At 54.1% G+C, this 17,445-nt stretch carries 15 protein-coding genes; 13 read left to right on the top strand and 2 right to left on the bottom strand.

All coding sequences use genetic code 11. From position 1 onward, the window contains the following. Window positions 1–190: 190 nt before the first annotated feature. The 8 genes from ACTJIK_RS06395 (at window position 191) to ACTJIK_RS06360 (ending at window position 8,756) form a co-directional block, all read left to right on the top strand. A complete protein-coding gene (locus ACTJIK_RS06395; RefSeq protein ID WP_440645524.1) occupies window positions 191–1,357 on the top strand; it encodes a hypothetical protein in 1,167 nt (388 codons plus the stop codon). Window positions 1,358–1,451: 94 nt separating this feature from the next. Continuing rightward, a complete protein-coding gene (locus ACTJIK_RS06390) occupies window positions 1,452–3,347 on the top strand; it encodes a DNA polymerase III subunit gamma/tau (RefSeq protein WP_440645523.1) in 1,896 nt (631 codons plus the stop codon). Between the two features lie 108 nt (window positions 3,348–3,455). Next, window positions 3,456–5,123, top strand: a complete 1,668-nt coding sequence (locus ACTJIK_RS06385) for a pyruvate dehydrogenase complex dihydrolipoamide acetyltransferase (protein ID WP_440645522.1) — start codon at window positions 3,456–3,458, stop codon at window positions 5,121–5,123. Window positions 5,124–5,338: 215 nt separating this feature from the next. After that, a complete protein-coding gene (locus tag ACTJIK_RS06380; RefSeq protein ID WP_440645521.1) occupies window positions 5,339–5,728 on the top strand; it encodes a VOC family protein in 390 nt (129 codons plus the stop codon). Between the two features lie 329 nt (window positions 5,729–6,057). Then, entirely contained in the window at window positions 6,058–6,564 is a 507-nt protein-coding gene (locus ACTJIK_RS06375; protein WP_440645520.1) for a GbsR/MarR family transcriptional regulator, read from the top strand. A gap of 81 nt (window positions 6,565–6,645) precedes the next feature. Beyond that, the gene (locus tag ACTJIK_RS06370; RefSeq protein WP_440645519.1) at window positions 6,646–7,599 is read left to right on the top strand and encodes a TIGR01777 family oxidoreductase; all 954 of its coding nucleotides are present in this window, start codon (window positions 6,646–6,648) and stop codon (window positions 7,597–7,599) included. A gap of 147 nt (window positions 7,600–7,746) precedes the next feature. Then, window positions 7,747–8,118 carry a CoA-binding protein gene (locus tag ACTJIK_RS06365; protein WP_440645518.1) on the top strand — a complete coding sequence of 124 codons (372 nt, stop codon included), beginning with the start codon at window positions 7,747–7,749 and terminating at the stop codon, window positions 8,116–8,118. Between the two features lie 164 nt (window positions 8,119–8,282). Continuing rightward, window positions 8,283–8,756, top strand: a complete 474-nt coding sequence (locus ACTJIK_RS06360; RefSeq protein ID WP_120518413.1) for a ribonuclease H-like YkuK family protein — start codon at window positions 8,283–8,285, stop codon at window positions 8,754–8,756. On the opposite strand, the gene yihA is transcribed toward ACTJIK_RS06360, so the two are convergent. Further along, entirely contained in the window at window positions 8,753–9,361 is a 609-nt protein-coding gene (gene yihA, locus ACTJIK_RS06355) for a ribosome biogenesis GTP-binding protein YihA/YsxC (RefSeq protein WP_440645517.1), read from the bottom strand. The two genes, ACTJIK_RS06360 and yihA, sit on opposite strands and share 4 nt — an antisense overlap. A 42-nt stretch (window positions 9,362–9,403) precedes the next feature. Here yihA and ubiE point away from each other — a divergent pair, with 42 nt between their 5' ends. From ubiE to ACTJIK_RS06330, 5 genes are all read left to right on the top strand, one after another. Continuing rightward, complete coding sequence (ubiE, locus tag ACTJIK_RS06350; RefSeq protein WP_440645516.1) at window positions 9,404–10,147, top strand: bifunctional demethylmenaquinone methyltransferase/2-methoxy-6-polyprenyl-1,4-benzoquinol methylase UbiE; 744 nt, start codon at window positions 9,404–9,406, stop codon at window positions 10,145–10,147. Further along, window positions 10,120–10,824 (top strand): outer membrane beta-barrel protein, encoded by a 705-nt coding sequence (locus ACTJIK_RS06345; protein ID WP_440645515.1) that lies wholly within the window; start codon window positions 10,120–10,122, stop codon window positions 10,822–10,824. Before ubiE ends, ACTJIK_RS06345 begins: the two co-directional genes overlap by 28 nt. A gap of 17 nt (window positions 10,825–10,841) precedes the next feature. After that, entirely contained in the window at window positions 10,842–12,179 is a 1,338-nt protein-coding gene (locus tag ACTJIK_RS06340; protein ID WP_440645514.1) for a dihydroorotase, read from the top strand. Between the two features lie 127 nt (window positions 12,180–12,306). After that, complete coding sequence (locus tag ACTJIK_RS06335; protein WP_440645513.1) at window positions 12,307–13,635, top strand: MutS-related protein; 1,329 nt, start codon at window positions 12,307–12,309, stop codon at window positions 13,633–13,635. Window positions 13,636–13,677: 42 nt separating this feature from the next. Further along, on the top strand, window positions 13,678–15,261 hold the full coding sequence (locus ACTJIK_RS06330) for a YifB family Mg chelatase-like AAA ATPase (RefSeq protein WP_440645512.1): 1,584 nt from the start codon (window positions 13,678–13,680) through the stop codon (window positions 15,259–15,261). Here ACTJIK_RS06330 and ACTJIK_RS06325 read toward each other — a convergent pair. Continuing rightward, the gene (locus ACTJIK_RS06325; protein ID WP_440645511.1) at window positions 15,258–17,396 is read right to left on the bottom strand and encodes an elongation factor G; all 2,139 of its coding nucleotides are present in this window, start codon (window positions 17,394–17,396) and stop codon (window positions 15,258–15,260) included. The two genes, ACTJIK_RS06330 and ACTJIK_RS06325, sit on opposite strands and share 4 nt — an antisense overlap. Window positions 17,397–17,445: the final 49 nt, after the last annotated feature.

Here is a 17,445-nt window from a genome sequence, read left to right as displayed (position 1 = left end):
CACGGGTTCAACTATTCCATAAAAATATAGGCTGAATACTAAAGGAAACGTTAATTGTGATCAGTTCCGGGATTTTCATTATAAACATTGATTTAAAGGGATAGACGCTCCGTTTGCACTCAAATCCAACAATTTGCATTTCCCTGATAACGGTCTCGCAATTACTTTTATTTTTGCCCAAATGTCCCTGATGAAATTATTTGTTGTAAACGATGCCAGAACAGCCCGGGAATTCCTGGACGTACATGTAGAGCTGAATAAAGTCCATGAAGGCTGGATACAGCCGCTGGACAAGGATATAGAAGATGTATTCAACCCGGAAAGGAACAAAGCGTTCCGTTTTGGCGAATGCGTGCGGTGGGTGATGAAAGATGAAGCAGGCAAACTTATTGGCCGCATCGCCGCTTTCGTGAATAAAAAATACAAGACCATCGGCGACGAGCAGCCCACGGGCGGCATCGGCTTTTTTGACTGCATCAACGACCAGGCAGCGGCCAACCTCTTATTCGATACCGCCAAACAATGGCTGCTGGAAAGAGGCATGGGAGCGATGGACGGCCCGATCAATTTCGGCGACCGCGACCGCTGGTGGGGCTTGCAGGTGGAAGGATTCGTGAACCCGCCGTACGGTATGAACTACAACCCGCCTTATTACGAAGCGCTCTTCAGGAATTACGGTTTCGAAACGTTTTTCAACCAGGTATGCTTCGCGCTGGACGTGAAGAACAAGATACAGGACAAGTTCTACGAACGGCATGCCGCGGTGGCCAAAGACCCCAACTTTTCCGCGCGCCACATCAAAAAGAACCAGCTCGAAAAGTTCGCGCAGGATTTCACCACCGTGTACAACAAAGCCTGGGCCCAGCATGGCGGCAGCAAGGAGATATCCAAAGAGCAGGTCATGCTGCTGTTCAAAAAAATGAAACCGGTGCTGGATGAAAAGATCGTCTGGTTCGCCTATTACAAGGAAGACCCGATCGCGATCTGGATCAACCTGCCCGAGCTGAACCAGTACTTCAAGCATATGCACGGCAAATTCGGCCTGTTGCAGAAGCTGCAGTTCCTCTGGCTGAAAATGACCGGCGCCTGCCGCAAGTTCACCGGCATCGCGTTTGGCGTGGTACCGGAGTTCCAGGCGAGGGGAGTGGATTCGTATATTATCGTGGAAGGCGGCACCAAGGTGATCCAGGCGCAGAACCTGTACGACGACTATGAAATGCAGTGGATCGGGGACTTTAACCCGAAAATGATGAATATCGGCCAGAACCTGGGCGCTTACCCGAGCCGGCGGCTGATCACTTTCCGTTACCTGTTCGACCGCACGAAGGAATTTAAGCGCCACCCCATCCTGAAATAGCAAAAACAGCCATGGTGGCCTATTTGAGCTTTTTCGCTTTTTACTTTTTGATTTTTGCGTTACTTTCGGCTTTTGGAAAGGAGCGAGTCCCATCATGGAAAATTTTATAGTATCCGCCCGTAAATACCGTCCGCAGAACTTCTCCACGGTAGTAGGGCAAGCCCATATCACCACAACACTCAAAAATGCCATCCGCAACAACCAGCTGGCGCATGCCTTCCTGTTTTGCGGGCCGCGCGGCGTGGGTAAAACTACCTGTGCGCGCATCCTGGCCAAAACCATCAACTGCGAGAACCTCCAGGCCGATGGCGAAGCCTGCAACGAGTGCAATTCCTGCCGCACCTTCAACGAGGGCAGCTCCTTCAACATCCACGAGCTGGACGCGGCTTCCAATAACTCGGTAGACGATATCCGGACGCTGGTGGACCAGGTGCGCTTCGCCCCCCAGGCCGGTAAATACAAGATATACATCATCGATGAGGTGCACATGCTCAGCTCATCGGCCTTCAACGCTTTCCTGAAAACGCTGGAAGAACCGCCATCCTACGCGATCTTCATCCTCGCCACCACGGAAAAGCACAAGATCCTCCCCACCATCCTCAGCCGCTGCCAGATCTTCGATTTCAAGCGCATTACCATACAGGATACGGTGGACCATCTCCAGGAGATCGTTACCAAAGAACATATGACCGCCGAAGGCGACGCCCTTCACCTGATAGCCCAGAAAACAGACGGCTGCATGAGGGATTCCCTCAGCACGCTGGACAAGATCGTGAGTTTTACCGGCGGAAAACTTACCTACCAGAACACCCTGGAGCACCTCAATATCCTCGATTACGATTATTTCTTCAGGGTCATGGAATCAGTACTGGCGCAGGATATCGCCGGCGCGCTGCTGATCTTCGACGAAGTGCTGCAGAAAGGTTTCGAGGGCGACAACTTCCTGGGCGGATGGGCGGAATTCCTCCGCAACCTCCTCGTTTGCAAAGACGATAAAGTGCTGCACCTCATGGAAGTGAGCGCCAACCTGAAAGACCGCTACAAACAAATGAGCGGCCGGGTGAGCTCCGCTTACCTGGTTACGGCGCTGCATTTGCTGAACGAGACCGAGATCGGCTACAGGATGGCCCGCAACAAAAGGTTGCATGTGGAAATGGCGCTGATCAGGCTGTGTTACCTCCAGCAGGCGGTAACCCTGGTGAGCAACGACCAGACGGGCGAAGTGGTAAAAAAAAACCTGATTCCTGAAGGAGCCCCCCAGCGCCTGAGGGCCCCGCTGCCCCAGCCGATCTACGGCAAACCCGCTACCAGTAAAACAATTACATCACAGGAGCCCAGGCTCACCATAGAAGTGGAAAAAGGCGCAGCTGCCCCCGCGGCCCATACTGCGACGCCTGAAAAAGCCGCACCGGCTTACACGCCGCCGCCACAGGAAAAGCCGGCGGGAGTACCTGTTCAGCAACCGGCATACGCCGCGCCGCAGCCTTCGCAGCCTGCGCCCGCAGCAGGGAACGGGGCCGCGAAGCCCAAGCTCACCGGCCTGGCAGCCATGAAAGAGGCCCTTGCCGCCAAACAGCAGCAGGTTTCCACCGTAACGACCACCTCCGTGCCCCTTACCGCCGGCGCCATTGCCGTGTACTGGGACGAGTTTATCGACCGGTTCAGGCAGGCCAACAAAATGACCGTGGTGAGCAACCTCCAGCTGGCCCAAACCGCCATGCTGGGGCCCGAAGAGATCTGCATTGTGAGCCGCAATATTGTGCAATACCGGTTCATGGAAGAAGAAAAGCTGGAAATATCCGAGTTCTTCAAGCAGAAATTCCGCAACAACGCCCTCATTCTTACCCTCCAGCTGGACGAGAGCCAGCAGGAAAAGGCAGATACAGGCCCGGCGCCATTGTCCAGCCGGGAACAATTCGCGCGTATGGTGGAGAAATACCCCCTGGTGAAAGAATTGAAGGACAGATTGAACATGGAACTTGATTTCTAAACCGTTACCCGGCCCGGGGAACGGTTATTTTTTAAACACCTGTCCGCCGCATGCGTTGCGTTTTTGCGCAAAAACATGTAGGTTTGGGCAAAATTTCGAAGAAACACTATGGCAGAAGTTATCAGAATGCCCCTTTTAAGCGATACGATGACAGAAGGGGTGATTGCGGAATGGCATAAGAAGGTAGGCGATACCGTAAAGTCCGACGATATTATTGCCGAAGTGGAGACCGACAAGGCCACCATGGAGGTAATGGGATATGCGGACGGTACGTTGTTATATATTGGAGTGGAGAAAGGAAAGGCCGCCAAGGTAAATGAGATCATTGCCATTGTGGGTAAACCCGGCGAAGATTACAAACCCCTGCTGGAAGGTAACGGAGGCGCTACTGCCGCCGCTCCCAAAGCAGATGCAGCCGCTCCCCCCCCGAAAGCCGAAGCCGCTCCCGCAGCAGCAGCTGCCCCCGCGGTGGACAAAGGCGCGCTGGACGCAGCCCTGAAAGACGTGAGCGTGATCCGGATGCCGCTGCTCAGCGACACCATGACCGAAGGAAAGATCGTAGCCTGGAATAAAAAAGTAGGCGATACCGTTAAATCGGACGATGTGCTGGCCGAAGTGGAAACCGACAAGGCGACCATGGAAGTGATCGGTTATGCGGACGGCACCCTGCTGCATGTTGGCGTTCCCGAAGGCCAGGTGGCCAAAGTGAACGGCATCATCGCCATTGTAGGTAAAAAAGGCACTAATGTAGAAGCCATACTCGCTGCCGAACAATCCGGCGGCGCCGCAGCTCCCCAGGCTGCCGCAACAGCCGGTACTTCAGCCACTCCTGCCGCATCCGCTCCCGCAGCGGAAGCAGCTCCCGCCGCATCCGGCTCCGGCGACGGAAGGGTGAAAGCCTCTCCCCTCGCTAAAAAGCTGGCCGAAGAAAAAGGCATCGATATCAGCCAGGTTCCCGGCTCAGGCGACGGCGGCCGTATCGTGAAAAAAGATGTGGACAGCTTCGTGCCTTCCAAAGCCGCTCCTGCCGCAGCTCCCGCAGCCGCTGCCGGCGCTCCTGCCCCGAAAGTGGCCGCATTTGCGCCCGCAGGCCAGGAAGGCCATACCGATACCCCCGTATCGCAGATGCGCAAAGCGATCGCACGCCGTCTCGGTGAAAGCAAATTCTCCGCACCGCACTTCTACCTTACCATGGAGATCAACATGGACAAGGCTATCGAAGCCCGCGAAGCCATCAATAAAGTATCCCCCGCCAAGGTTTCCTTCAACGACATGGTGATCAAAGCCTGCGCCATGGCGCTGCGCCAGCACCCTGACGTGAACAGCAGCTGGTTGGGCGACACTATCCGCCATCACCAGCATATCCACATCGGCTCCGCCGTTGCGGTAGACGAAGGGCTGATCGTTCCCGTGATCCGCTTTGCAGACCAGAAGAGTTTCTCCCAGATCGCTGCCGAAACCAAAGTGCTGAACGATAAAGCGAAGAACAAAAAATTACAGCCGCAGGACTACACCGGCAATACCTTCACCGTATCCAACCTGGGTATGATGGGCATCGAACAGTTCACCGCCATCATCAACCCGCCCGATTCCGCCATCCTCGCGGTAGGCGCCATCAAGGAAACAGTGATCGTGGAAAACGGGCAGTTCAAAGCCACCAGCGTCATGAAAGTGACCATGAGCTGCGACCACCGTACGGTAGACGGCGCTGTGGGTTCCCGCTTCCTGGTAACGCTGAAAGGCTACCTGGAGAACCCGGTTACCATGTTCGTATAAAAGCATTCCTATATTGCAAAGGCCATTCCTGTACCGGGATGGCCTTTTTTTATTTTCGCCCGGACCGTTCTCCGTACAGGCGTTCCCGTTAAAATAGCATCACCCCGGCTTATATAGTATTTTTCACTGCCTTTTTCGTTCAGTTTGTTTGAAAAAAATCTAATAATCTCCCCATATTTTATTAAATTCATATCCATTCCCCCAAACAGTACGCAATGCAGGTTCCCAAAAATGCCCTCAAATGGTTTGAAATACCTGTCAGCAATTTTGATCGGGCCAGAAAGTTTTACAACACTGTATTCAATTTCGAGCTGCAGGAAGCCCGCATCCGTGGTAACCGTGTGGGACTGTTCCCCTGTGGAGAGGGGCACAGCGGTGTGAGCGGTGCAATCGTGGAAGGGCCTGATGCGGTGCCAAGCCAGCGAGGCTGCGTGATGTATTTTTATTCCGGCCCCGACCTGACAGAGGTGCTGGAACGCGTGCCCGGGGCGGGCGGGCGTATCGTGTACGAAAAAACGCCGATTTCCAACGAGCAGGAAATGGGCTACCAGGCAGTGTTTACCGACAGCGAAGGCAACCGGATCGGGTTGCATTCCGAGGGCTGACGATTACATTATCAATTTTGTTCATCTTTGGTTGAATAAATGGGGTTACTACGGTATTACTACCAGAGCTCTACCAGAACACTACTAGAACGCTACCGTTAACATATGGCCAGATCACCCCGAAAACCTCTTCCCAACTCTTTCCATCAATCAAGGCTGGCGTAAGTCTGAAGCGCGGACCGGTGGAGCTGACTTGTGCCATCGTAAGCCTATTGCCAGCTAACTGTACTGCTGATTCACCACACCGGGAACCCTTTTAGCAAACTGCACTCCTATAAATAATTTTCAATAACTTTTGAAAGTTCAAAAACATTGTATAGCTTTGAGATATGAAATTGCCAGAAGCCAAAGCACAGTTCATCCAGGCATGGGGCCTGCTGGGGGCACAATGGGGCGTCAACCGCACCATGGCGCAGATCCACGCCCTTCTCCTTATCGCCCCTGAACCCATGAGCGCGGAAGAGATCATGGAAGCGCTGGACATCTCCCGAGGCAATGCCAACATGAACGTACGCGAGCTGATGAACTGGGGCATCGTGGAAAAAGTGCTCGTGCCCGGCGAAAGAAAAGAATTTTTTATTGCGGAGAAGGATATCTGGAAAGCAGGCACCGCCATCGCGCGGGAGAGGAAAAAACGCGAGCTGGATCCCATCCTTAAAGTATTGCTCCAGCTCAACAAAGTGGAAGGCGACCAGAAAGACAAACACGTAAAGGCTTTCCGGGAAACCATGCAGAACATCCAGAAATTCGCGCACCAGACCGATGCCGCGCTCAATGCCTTCATCAAATCCGAAGAACACTGGTTTTACAGCACGCTGCTGAAGGTGATCCGCTAAACATATTGTTTCCGGGCAACCTCAGGCATTTCAATACCCACATATTTCAATTTTTATTGAAAGTTCAAAAACATCCTTGGTATGAAAGATAAAAAGATCGTGATAGCAGGAGGCTCCGGGTTCATTGGCGCAGGGCTTATCGAATATTTCGGCGGCAGCAATCACATCGTAGTGCTTACCCGCCGTGCAAACGGGCTGAACGGGCATGCACAGCCGCATGTAACCTACATGGAATGGGACGGCCGCCACACCGGCCCCTGGGCGGAAGCGCTGGAAGGGGCAGACCTGCTGGTGAACCTCTCCGGTAAAAGCGTGAACTGCCGCTATACCGAAGCCAATAAAGCCGCGATATTCGACAGCCGCACCGCCAGCACTACCGCGCTGGGCGAAGCCATTAAAGGGCTGAAACGGCCGCCCGCGCTCTGGATCAACGCAGGTTCAGCCACGATATACCGCCACGCGGAAGACCGGCCGATGGATGAATTCACCGGCGAGATGGAAAATGATTTTTCCGTGCAGGTCTGCAAAAAATGGGAACAGACCTTCAACGGTATAACCCTCCCGCAAACCCGCAAGGTGATCCTCCGCATCGCGGTCACACTCGGGAACGGCGGCGTGATGGAACCTTACCTGAACCTCGTGAAATTCGGGCTGGGCGGCCACCAGGGCAGCGGCAGGCAGCAATACAGCTGGGTACATATTGCCGACGTGGCGCGGATGATGGAATGGCTTTACCATCACCCCGAATGTGAGGGCACTTATAACTGCTCCTCTCCCAATCCCGTGAGCAACACCGAATTCATGGCCACGCTGCGGGAAGTGGCAGGGCATCGTTTCGGCCTTCCCGCACCGGCGTGGATGCTGGCGATCGGGGCCGCGCTGATCGGCACGGAAACGGAACTGCTCCTTAAAAGCCGCTGGGTGCTGCCCACGCGCATCACACAGGCCGGGTTCACCTTCAAATACCCGCATTTGCGCGGGGCTATGCAACAGATCGTAGGCCGGCTGCCACGGAATGCTTATCACCTCTTTTAAACCGGGAACGGAAATATCAGCCAGCGGGCAATACCAGGGCCAGGGGCATTCACGCCGGATGCGGGCAGCAGGCCTATGCAACAATGTCATGCATGCCATCGTGGTATAACTTTTGAGCCTCTGTATGGGTAATCATAACTTTGAACCATGGCAGAAACACCTAAACTGACCGTTGTTATCGGCGCTTCACCCCATCCCGAACGCTACAGCTACCTGGCCGTAACCCGGCTGAGGGCGCACGGCCACCCGGTGCTCGCCATCGGCCAGCGCGACGGCGCCATCGGCGACACGCCCATTACGGCGGAGCACCCCCAGGCAGAAGGCGTTGATACGGTCACGTTATACCTGAACCCGCTCCGGCAGCAGGAATACTACGATTACATCCTCAGCCTGAAACCCAAACGGATCATTTTTAACCCGGGCACGGAAAACCCAGAGCTCATCCAGCTCGCCGAAGCCAACGGCATCAAGGCGCAGCCCGCCTGTACGCTCGTAATGCTGAGCACCGGCCAGTACTAATCCACACGATTTCCCCAAGCTCCCTCCCTTCATATTGCGGTAACACTCACTGCAGTAAAAAGTCGTATATTCGGACAATACTTCATACATCCTGTTGACCCCTCCGGCCAAAGACCCAACAGACAGGCATTCGTATACGCTTTACCGTTCAAAACTTACAACCCATGAAATGGAGAAGATTCAACGGCGAACCTATTCAGTTGCCCATTAAGGAGGAAGTGAGGCACGCCATCGTCCGGGAAACCGGCCTTGGCCACCGTTTAAAGGTCTGCATCGGTACAGACTCCCAGGTAAAAGGGCTTGAAACCGAATTCGCCACCGTTATCGTGTTCCTGCGTGAAGGCCACGGCGGATTCATGTTCATTCACAACGAAAAAACGCGGGACGTTTATTCCATCAAAGAAAGAATGCTGGTGGAAGTTGCCAAAAGCATCGAGATCGCGTATGAACTATGCGACCTGTTCACCGAGTACGATGTGGACATGGAGGTGCATGCGGACATCAACACCAACCCCCAGTTCAAAAGCAACCTGGCCCTCAGGGAGGCCATGGGCTACATTCTCGGGATGGGGTTTGCGTTCAAGGCGAAGCCTGAAGCGTTTGCCAGCAGCTCCTGCGCCAACAAGATCGTGAATTAGGCGATGCGCTGAAAGCGCCCGTTCATTTCGTCGATAAACTCCAGGATCTTGTCCCGGCCTGATTTTTTGACGGTGGATGTGACGTAGTTCGCCGGCAGGAATTGCCAGGTTTCGCGGAGTTTGTTCAAAAAAGCCTTCACATTACGGCTGGTTTCCAGCTGTGTGCTTTTGTCTGCCTTCGTGAAAACCAGCTGGAAGGGCACCTGCCATTCCCCGAGCTGGTTAACGAACTCTATATCTATCTTTTGCGGGGGCAACCGGCTGTCTATCAGCACAAACACATTCACCAGGTTGGTCCGTTTCCTCAGGTAATTTTCGATCATCTGCTCCCAGCTGCGGCGCTGGCTTTGAGAGACCTTTGCGAAGCCATACCCCGGCAGATCCACGATATACCAGCTTTTATTGATCAGGAAATGATTGATCAGCTGCGTTTTACCCGGTGTGCCGGATGTTTTTGCCAGGCTGGAATGATTGGTCAGCATATTGATCAGGCTGCTTTTGCCCACGTTGGAACGGCCGATGAAAGCGTATTCCGGCATATCCGGCGGAGGGCACTTTTGCCAGTCCACATTACTGATCAGGTATTCGGCAGATTTGATCACCATAATTTTCCCATTTTGCGGCCCTTCTGTTACCTTTGCCCCACTATGGCGAGCAATGATGTACAGAAAGTGGTTCCTTTTGAAGGGTCAAAATTAAGCAAGAAGGAGCAGATAGCCCACATGTTCGATGATATTGCAGGCAGATACGACTTCCTGAACCATTTCATGAGCATGGGCGTAGACGTTCAATGGCGCAAAAAAGCCCTTAAACTGCTGCTGCCCCTCCAGCCCAAAACCATACTGGACGTAGCTACCGGCACAGGCGACGTGGCCATTATGGCCCACCGCATGCTGAAACCCGAAAAGATCATTGGCATAGACATTTCCGAAGGAATGCTGGCCCTGGGCCGCGAGAAGGTCGCCAAAGCCGGCCTGAACGGCACCATCACCCTCCAGCAGGGCGACAGTGAAACAATAAGTTTCCCCGATGCAACGTTTGATGCCATAACGGCCGCCTTCGGCGTCCGGAATTTTGAGAACCTTGAAAAGGGGCTGGCGGAAATGTGCAGGGTGCTCAAACCCGGCGGCAAAGCGGTGATACTGGAATTTTCCAATCCCACCAAGGCGCCCGTGAAACAGTTGTATAATTTTTATTTTCGCTACATTACGCCCCTGATCGGCAAATGGATAGCCCGGAACAAAGCAGCATACAGCTATCTGCCCGACTCCGTAAAGGCTTTCCCGCAAGGCCAGGCCATGTGCGATATTTTACACAAAGTTGGCTTCCAGGCTGTTACATGCAAAACGCTAACCTTCGGAATATGTTCAATTTATTGCGCTACCCGCTAACGGGAGCACTGTTAGTCCTTTTAAGCACCATATCACTCTCTGCCAGCGCGCAAATGAACATGGAGGAACATGACCGCAAGCCCTATTACTTCGGCATCACCCTGGCCGCGAACCAGTCCTATTTCAGGCTCTCGCATTCAGACCTCTTCCTCCACCAGGATTCCATCATGGTGGCCGAACCGCTGAAGACCGTCGGGTTCAACCTCGGCCTGCTGGCCAACCTCCGCCTCACCAACCGTTTCGACCTCCGCTTCAACCCGCAGCTCTTTTTCGCCAATAAAAATCTCTATTTCCGCGAAAATTACCCGGACCGCGCCACCGAAAAGAAAGTGGAATCCATCGTGGTGAGCTTCCCCCTGCAAATAAAATTCAAGTCGGACCGCATTGGCAACATGCGCGTATACACCATTGCCGGCATGAAGCTGGATCATGACCTCGCTTCCAACAAAAGCGTGCGCCTGGCGGAAGACCTCGTGAAGGTGAACAAGACCACTTACGGTTTTGAGCTTGGCGCGGGGTTCGAATTTTATTTCCCTTCCTTCATCTTCACCCCGGAATTCAAGATCAGCAACGGTTTGAACGATGTGCACGTGCGGGACCCCAACCTCCGTTATTCCAACGTGATAGACCAGCTCAATTCCCGCATGATCGTGTTTTCCATACATCTTCAGGGGTAAAGTTTTACCTTTGCGGCATGCAAAATGTCATCATCAGGAATATATCCGTAGTGAACGAGGGCGTTACCAGCGTGCAGGACGTATGGCTGCGCAATGGCCGTATTGAAAAGATCGCCCCGCAGATCAGCGAAACAGGCAAAGAGATAGACGGCACAGGCAAACACCTGCTGCCCGGCGTGATAGACGACCAGGTACACTTCCGCGAGCCCGGCCTCACCCACAAGGCCAATATCCGTTCCGAAGCCCGCGCGGCCGTAGCCGGGGGCACCACCAGCTTTATGGAAATGCCCAATACCAAACCCGAAGCCGTTACACAGGAAAGACTCGAAGAAAAATATGACATCGGCGCCCGCAGCTCGCTGGCCAACTACTCCTTTTTTATGGGCGTGGCCAACGACAATGCGGAAGAAGTGCTGAAGACCAATGCCAAAAAAGACAGGGTGGCCGGCGTGAAAATATTCATGGGTTCCTCCACCGGCAATATGCTGGTAGACAACTTCCTCACCCTCGAAAAGATCTTCTCCGAAACAGAACTCCTGATCGCTACGCACTGCGAAGATGAAAAGATCATCCGCGCCAACATGGAGAAATATAAGCAGGAAAAAGGCGACAGTCTTTCCGCGGCGGACCATCCGCTGATCCGCAACGAAGAAGCCTGCTTCGAATCATCCCTGGTGGCCGTGCAGTTTGCCATGAAACACAATTCCCGCCTGCACATCCTGCATATTTCCACCGAAAAGGAATTACAGCTGTTCAGCAACCTGCTGCCGCTGAAAGAAAAAAGGATCACTGCCGAAGTATGCGTGCACCACCTCTGGTTTACCGCAAACGACTATACGAAATACGGCAACCTCATCAAATGCAATCCCGCCATCAAAGCGCCGCATCACCGCGAAGCGCTCTGGCAGGGCCTGCTGGACGATAAGCTGGACATCATCGCCACCGATCATGCACCCCATACCTGGGACGAAAAACAGCAGGCCTACCTGCAGGCACCTTCCGGCGTGCCGCTTGTGCAGCACAGCCTGCTGATGATGCTGGAGCAGGTAAAGGCCGGGCGGTTCTCCATCGAAAAGATGGTGCAGAAAATGAGCCATGCCCCCGCAGATTGTTTCCGCATACGCGAAAGAGGATATCTCCGCGAGGGTTATTTTGCGGACTGCGTGATCGTGGACCTCAACGCGCAGACCACCGTCGACAAGTCCAATATCCACTACCATTGCGGCTGGAGCCCGTTTGAAGGGCATACCTTCCCTGCGGCCGTTACCCATACTTTCGTGAACGGCCACCTGGCGTATGAGAACGGTACGTTCAACGAAAACCAGCTGGGGCAACGGCTGTTGTTCAACGCGTAAACCGCTGCTAATGAGCTTAACGGGCCGGGAACCATGCGTTTCCGGCCCGTGTCATTTATGGAAAATTCCCTGACCTGCATCTTCCACGTTAACATGTTTCACTGTAAATTCACCAAAAATTCTGCGCATGGAGCTGGATAAAACAACCTACCTCGACCTGTCGATCTTTAACCGGGAAGACGAATATTCGCTGTTCCATAAGCTGGATTTTACCACTACCTCGGGCGGAAGGGAATACCTTCGCACGCTTTTCAGCAACCCGCTGAAAGACATAGACGCCATTCACAACCGCCAGCAGATGCTGCAGTTCCTGCTGGAAAAAGAAGACGCCTGGCCGCCCATGATCACCAACGGCACCATCGTGGTCGTTGAAAACTATCTCAATGCGGAAATAGAACCCATCTCCACTTCCGAAGGGCCGCTCCTGTACGTGAATGCGCTCATCACCAAAACCATTTACGCGCCCGATTTCGGGTTCATCAAATTTTCCTTCGACCAGCTGCTGAACCTGCTCAACGGTTTCAGGTTCCTGACGGAAACGTTCCCCGCGGCCGAAGCGCCGGCCAACCTGCGCCTGCTGCTGGAAAGAGCGCGCATCCTCATCAACCAGCGCGAGTTCCACGACATCATCGCCATGCATGAAAGAGGAACGCTGAATTTTGTGCAGATACTCCGTTACGACAAGCTTATCCGCAAGAAACATAAAAAAGTGCTGTGGGAACTGACCGAGCTGTATACCCGGCTGGACGCATATCACAGCATGGCTATGGCTATGCGCCATTTCAGGCTCAACTTCCCCATGTTCTCGGAAGAAGGCAAGCCGCATATCGAGATCAAACAGTTGTACCACATGATATTGCCGCATCCCGTTGCGTACGACGTAGCCATGGACCCGCACCGGCATTTTACTTTTCTCACCGGCGCCAACATGGCGGGCAAAACCACTTTCATCAGGGCAGTGGGCATCGCCGTGTTCCTGGCGCACCTGGGCATGGGCGTGCCCGCGGAGAACATGCGGCTGAGCTTCTTCCACGGCATCCTCAGCAATATCGATGTGAAGGATAATATCTTCAAGGGAGAAAGTTATTTCTACAACGAAGTGCAGCGCATCAAGAACACCATCATCAAGATCAGCGACGGCAAAAACTGGCTGATACTGATCGATGAAATGTTCAAAGGCACGAACGTGGAAGACGCGAAGAACTGTTCCCTGGCCGTGATCCGCGGCCTGCTGAACAATCACCGCTGCCTTTACATCCTTTCCACGCACCTGTACGAGATCGCGGAAGAATTGCAGGGGGAAGACCAGATCATTTTCAAATATTTCCAGTCTGAAGTGATAGACGATAACCTGCATTTTACTTACGAGCTGAAAGACGGTATAGCGAAAGAAAAGATCGGGTATCTTATTTTGCGGAAAGAAAAAGTAATTGAGCTGCTGGCGAACATGAAATAAGAAATTCGTTATCTTCGGAAGGTAACAACCATTGTTTGTCCCATGCTCGTCAAAATATTCGGCAGCGCTATTCACGGCGTGGAAGCCATTACCATTACCATCGAAGTAAATGTAGGCCAGGGCACGCGTTTCTGCCTGGTCGGCCTGCCCGACAATGCCGTTAAGGAAAGCGAGTTCCGCATCGAAACGGTGATCAAGAACATCGGTTATAAAATGCCGCGCCTGCGCACAGTGGTGAACATGGCGCCGGCGGGCATCCGCAAGGCGGGCTCCGCTTACGACCTGCCCATTGCGCTGGGCATCATTGCCGCCTCAAAGCAGGTTACCTTCGCCCGTTCCCCGCATACATACATTATCATGGGCGAGCTTTCGCTGGACGGGGCGCTGCGGCCCATCCGCGGCGTATTGCCCATGGCTATGCAGGCGAAGAAGGAAGGTTTCGGCGGCATCATACTCCCCATGCAGAATGCGCGCGAAGCAGCGGTGGTAGAAGGCCTGGAAGTATTCGGCATGCAGCATATCAACGAAGTGCTGGCTTTTTTGCAGGGAGGAACAAGATCTCCAGAAACACCCCAGCCTTATTGCCCGGACTTTTCTTCCGAGGTGGACTTTGCCGAGATCAAAGGGCAGGGTATGGTGAAACGCGCCATGGAAATAGCCGCCGCGGGCGGGCACAATATCATCCTCATAGGGCCGCCGGGAGCGGGTAAAACGATGCTGGCGAAACGGCTGCCGACCATACTGCCGCCGCTGAGCCTCGAAGAAGCGCTGGAAACGACCCGCATCCATTCCGTGGCTGGCAAACTGGGTGAAGCGGCCGGCATTATCACCATGCGCCCTTTCCGCTCGCCGCATCATACCATGAGCGATATGGCGATGGTGGGCGGCGGCAGCATTCCGCAGCCCGGTGAAATATCGCTTGCGCAAAACGGCGTGCTGTTCCTGGATGAGTTGCCCGAATACAAACGCTCCGTGCTGGAAGTGCTGCGCCAGCCGATGGAAGAACGGAAGGTCACCATTTCCCGCGCGCGCAATTCAGCGGATTTCCCGGCTACGTTTATGCTTGTGGCTGCTATGAACCCGTGCCCCTGCGGGTACTTCAACCATCCGCAGAAGAACTGTACCTGCATGCCGGGTATGGTGCAGAAATACCTGAACCGTATTTCGGGCCCGCTGCTGGACAGGATTGATCTGCACGTGGAGGTTACACCGGTAAATCCCGCTTCGCTGTCGAGTACAGTGCAGACGGAAACAAGCGGAGAGGTACGCAAACGCGTGATCGCTGCGCGTAATAAACAGGCCGCGCGTTTCCGGGAACTCAATAGATCTTTTCCGGTTTCTCCCGGCCTGATCGCTGCAAACTCTCCGGGGGCGTCCACGTATTCCAACGCGCAGATGAATGCAAAACAATTGCATCACTACTGCCGCCTGCCGCCCGAAGCGAGGGAGCTGCTTTCGCAGGCTATGAAAAAATTACAGCTCTCCGCCCGCGCATACGAACGGATCATTAAGGTGAGCCGCACCATTGCAGACCTCGAAGATTCCGAGGCGATCACGCCGCATCACATCGCGGAAGCCATCCAGTACAGAACGCTGGACAGGGAGAGCTGGGGGAGGCAGTATTAATGCGTGCCGTTCTGCTGCTCCACTTTTTTGTAATCTTCGCTCAGCTTCCGCTGCACATCGGCAGGAACGGGCGCGTATTCGGCAAACACCGCTTTTACTTTCGCTTTGCCCTGGGTAACGTTGCGGAGCGCGGCGTAAAGCTTGTCCAGCTCGGCTTGCGGCGTGCGGGCTTTTATCACCTGGCTGGAAGTGCCGCTGTCCATACCGGTGATCACGCTGCGGTGGGTCTGCAATTCGCTCATGATGTCGCCCATCATCACATCCGGGGCGGAGGCTTCCAGGTCATAGACCGGCTCCAGCAGCTGCGGCGCCGCCTGGTGGAAGGCTTCGCGGAAAGCCATCATGCCGGCTATTTTGAAGGAAATATCGTTGCTGTCTACAGGATGCATTTTGCCGTCGTATACGGTTACCCGTACGTCGCGCACATAAGAGCCGGTAAGCGGGCCTTCCTGCATTTTTTCCATCACGCCTTTGAGGATGGAAGGCAGGAAACGCGTGTCTATAGCGCCTCCCACGATGCAGTTGTTAAACACCAGCTTGCCGCCCCAGTTCAGCGCGATCTCTTCCGTTTCGCGCACGGGCCATTCTTTGCTGACGGGCATACCGTCGTAGTAGGGCTCTATTTTCATGTACACCTCGCCAAACTGCCCCGCGCCGCCGGATTGTTTTTTATGCCGGTAGCTGGCCATGGCCGGCTTCTGGATGGTTTCGCGGTAAGGAATGCGGGCGGAATGGTATTCCACCTGCATGTTGTAGATATTTTCCAGCCGCCATTTCGTAACGGCAAGGTGCAGGTCGCCCTGGCCATGGAGGATCACCTGCTTCAGCTCGCGGTTGTATTCTATTTCAAGCGTAGGGTCTTCCGTATGTATCTCGCTGAGCACTTCCCCGAGCTTCTCATCATCCCCCTTGTTTTTCGCCACAATGGCCACCCGTACTTTGGGCGGGGGAAAATGAATGGGCTCGATCTGCGCGGAAAAATTCTTTTCGTTGAGGGTATGATTGGTGAAGGTATTTTTCAGTTTGAGGGTGCAGCCGATGTCGCCGGAACGCAGGCGCTCCACCGGCTGGCGGTTCTTACCGTCTGTGATGAACAGCTGGTTGAGCCGTTCCGTGGTGTTGCCTTTTTCGTTGTATAGCTCCTGCCCCGCCTTTACTTCCCCGCTCATCACCTTAAAAAAAGAAAGTTTACCGATATGCGGTTCCAGCAAGGTTTTGAATACGAACAGGCAGGTGGGGCCCGTTGGGTTGCAGGGCACTTCCTTTCCGTCTTCAGAGAGCTCGGGCGGCATTTCCACCGCGGAAGGGGCCACATTGTCGATAAACCCCATCAGGCGGCCGCTGCCCATGTTATTCCTCGCGCAAAGGCAGAAAACGGGGAATACCTGGTGTTTCATCATGCCAATCTTGATGCCCTGGCGCAGTTCGTCTTCATCAAGACTCCCTTTTTCGAAGAACAGTTCCATCAGGGCATCGTCGTTCTCCGCCGCTTTTTCCACGAGTACGTTGTGCAGGTTCTCAGCCTGCTCACGCTCCTCCTCCGGGATGGGCAGCTTTTCCGGTTTGCCGCCTCCCGCGGGGAAGCGGTACATGGTCATTTTCAGCAGGTCGATAATGGCATTGAAACCGGGGCCCTGGTTCACGGGGTACTGCATAATAGTCACAGCATGGCCTAAAAACCCCCTGGCCTGTTCCAGCACCTGGTTGTAGTTGGCATTTTCATGGTCAAGGTGGTTGACCGCGAGGATGGTGGGCCTGTTGTAGCGGTCCACATAGTCCCAGATCAGCTCTGTGCCTACTTCTACGCCGTTGTAGGCATGCAGCAGCAGTACCGCGGTGTCGCATACTCGAACGGAGGATATCACTTCCCCCGCAAAATCTTCCAGCCCGGGGGTGTCTATGATATTGATCTTGTAATCGCGCCATTCCGTGTGCAACGTGGTGGCGTATACGGAATTGCCCCTTTCGTGCTCCACCTCATGATAGTCGGATACCGTGTTCCGCTCCTCCACGGAACCGCGTTTACTGATGATGCCGGCCTCGAACAGCATGTCCTCGGCCAGCGTGGTTTTGCCGCTCTTGGCAGCGCCAATGAGCACGACATTTTTAATGTGTTTTTCATCATACATTTTCATACGGCAGGAGTTTTAGCAGTGATGGTACGCCGGGTTCTTGCGTATGCCG

Origin of the sequence: Chitinophaga sp. 22620, from assembly GCF_052044405.1 — a bacterium.
Classification (GTDB): Bacteria; Bacteroidota; Bacteroidia; order Chitinophagales; family Chitinophagaceae; genus Chitinophaga.
The sequence above is the reverse complement of the archived record's forward strand: the minus strand, read 5'-3'. Positions and strand labels throughout refer to the sequence as shown.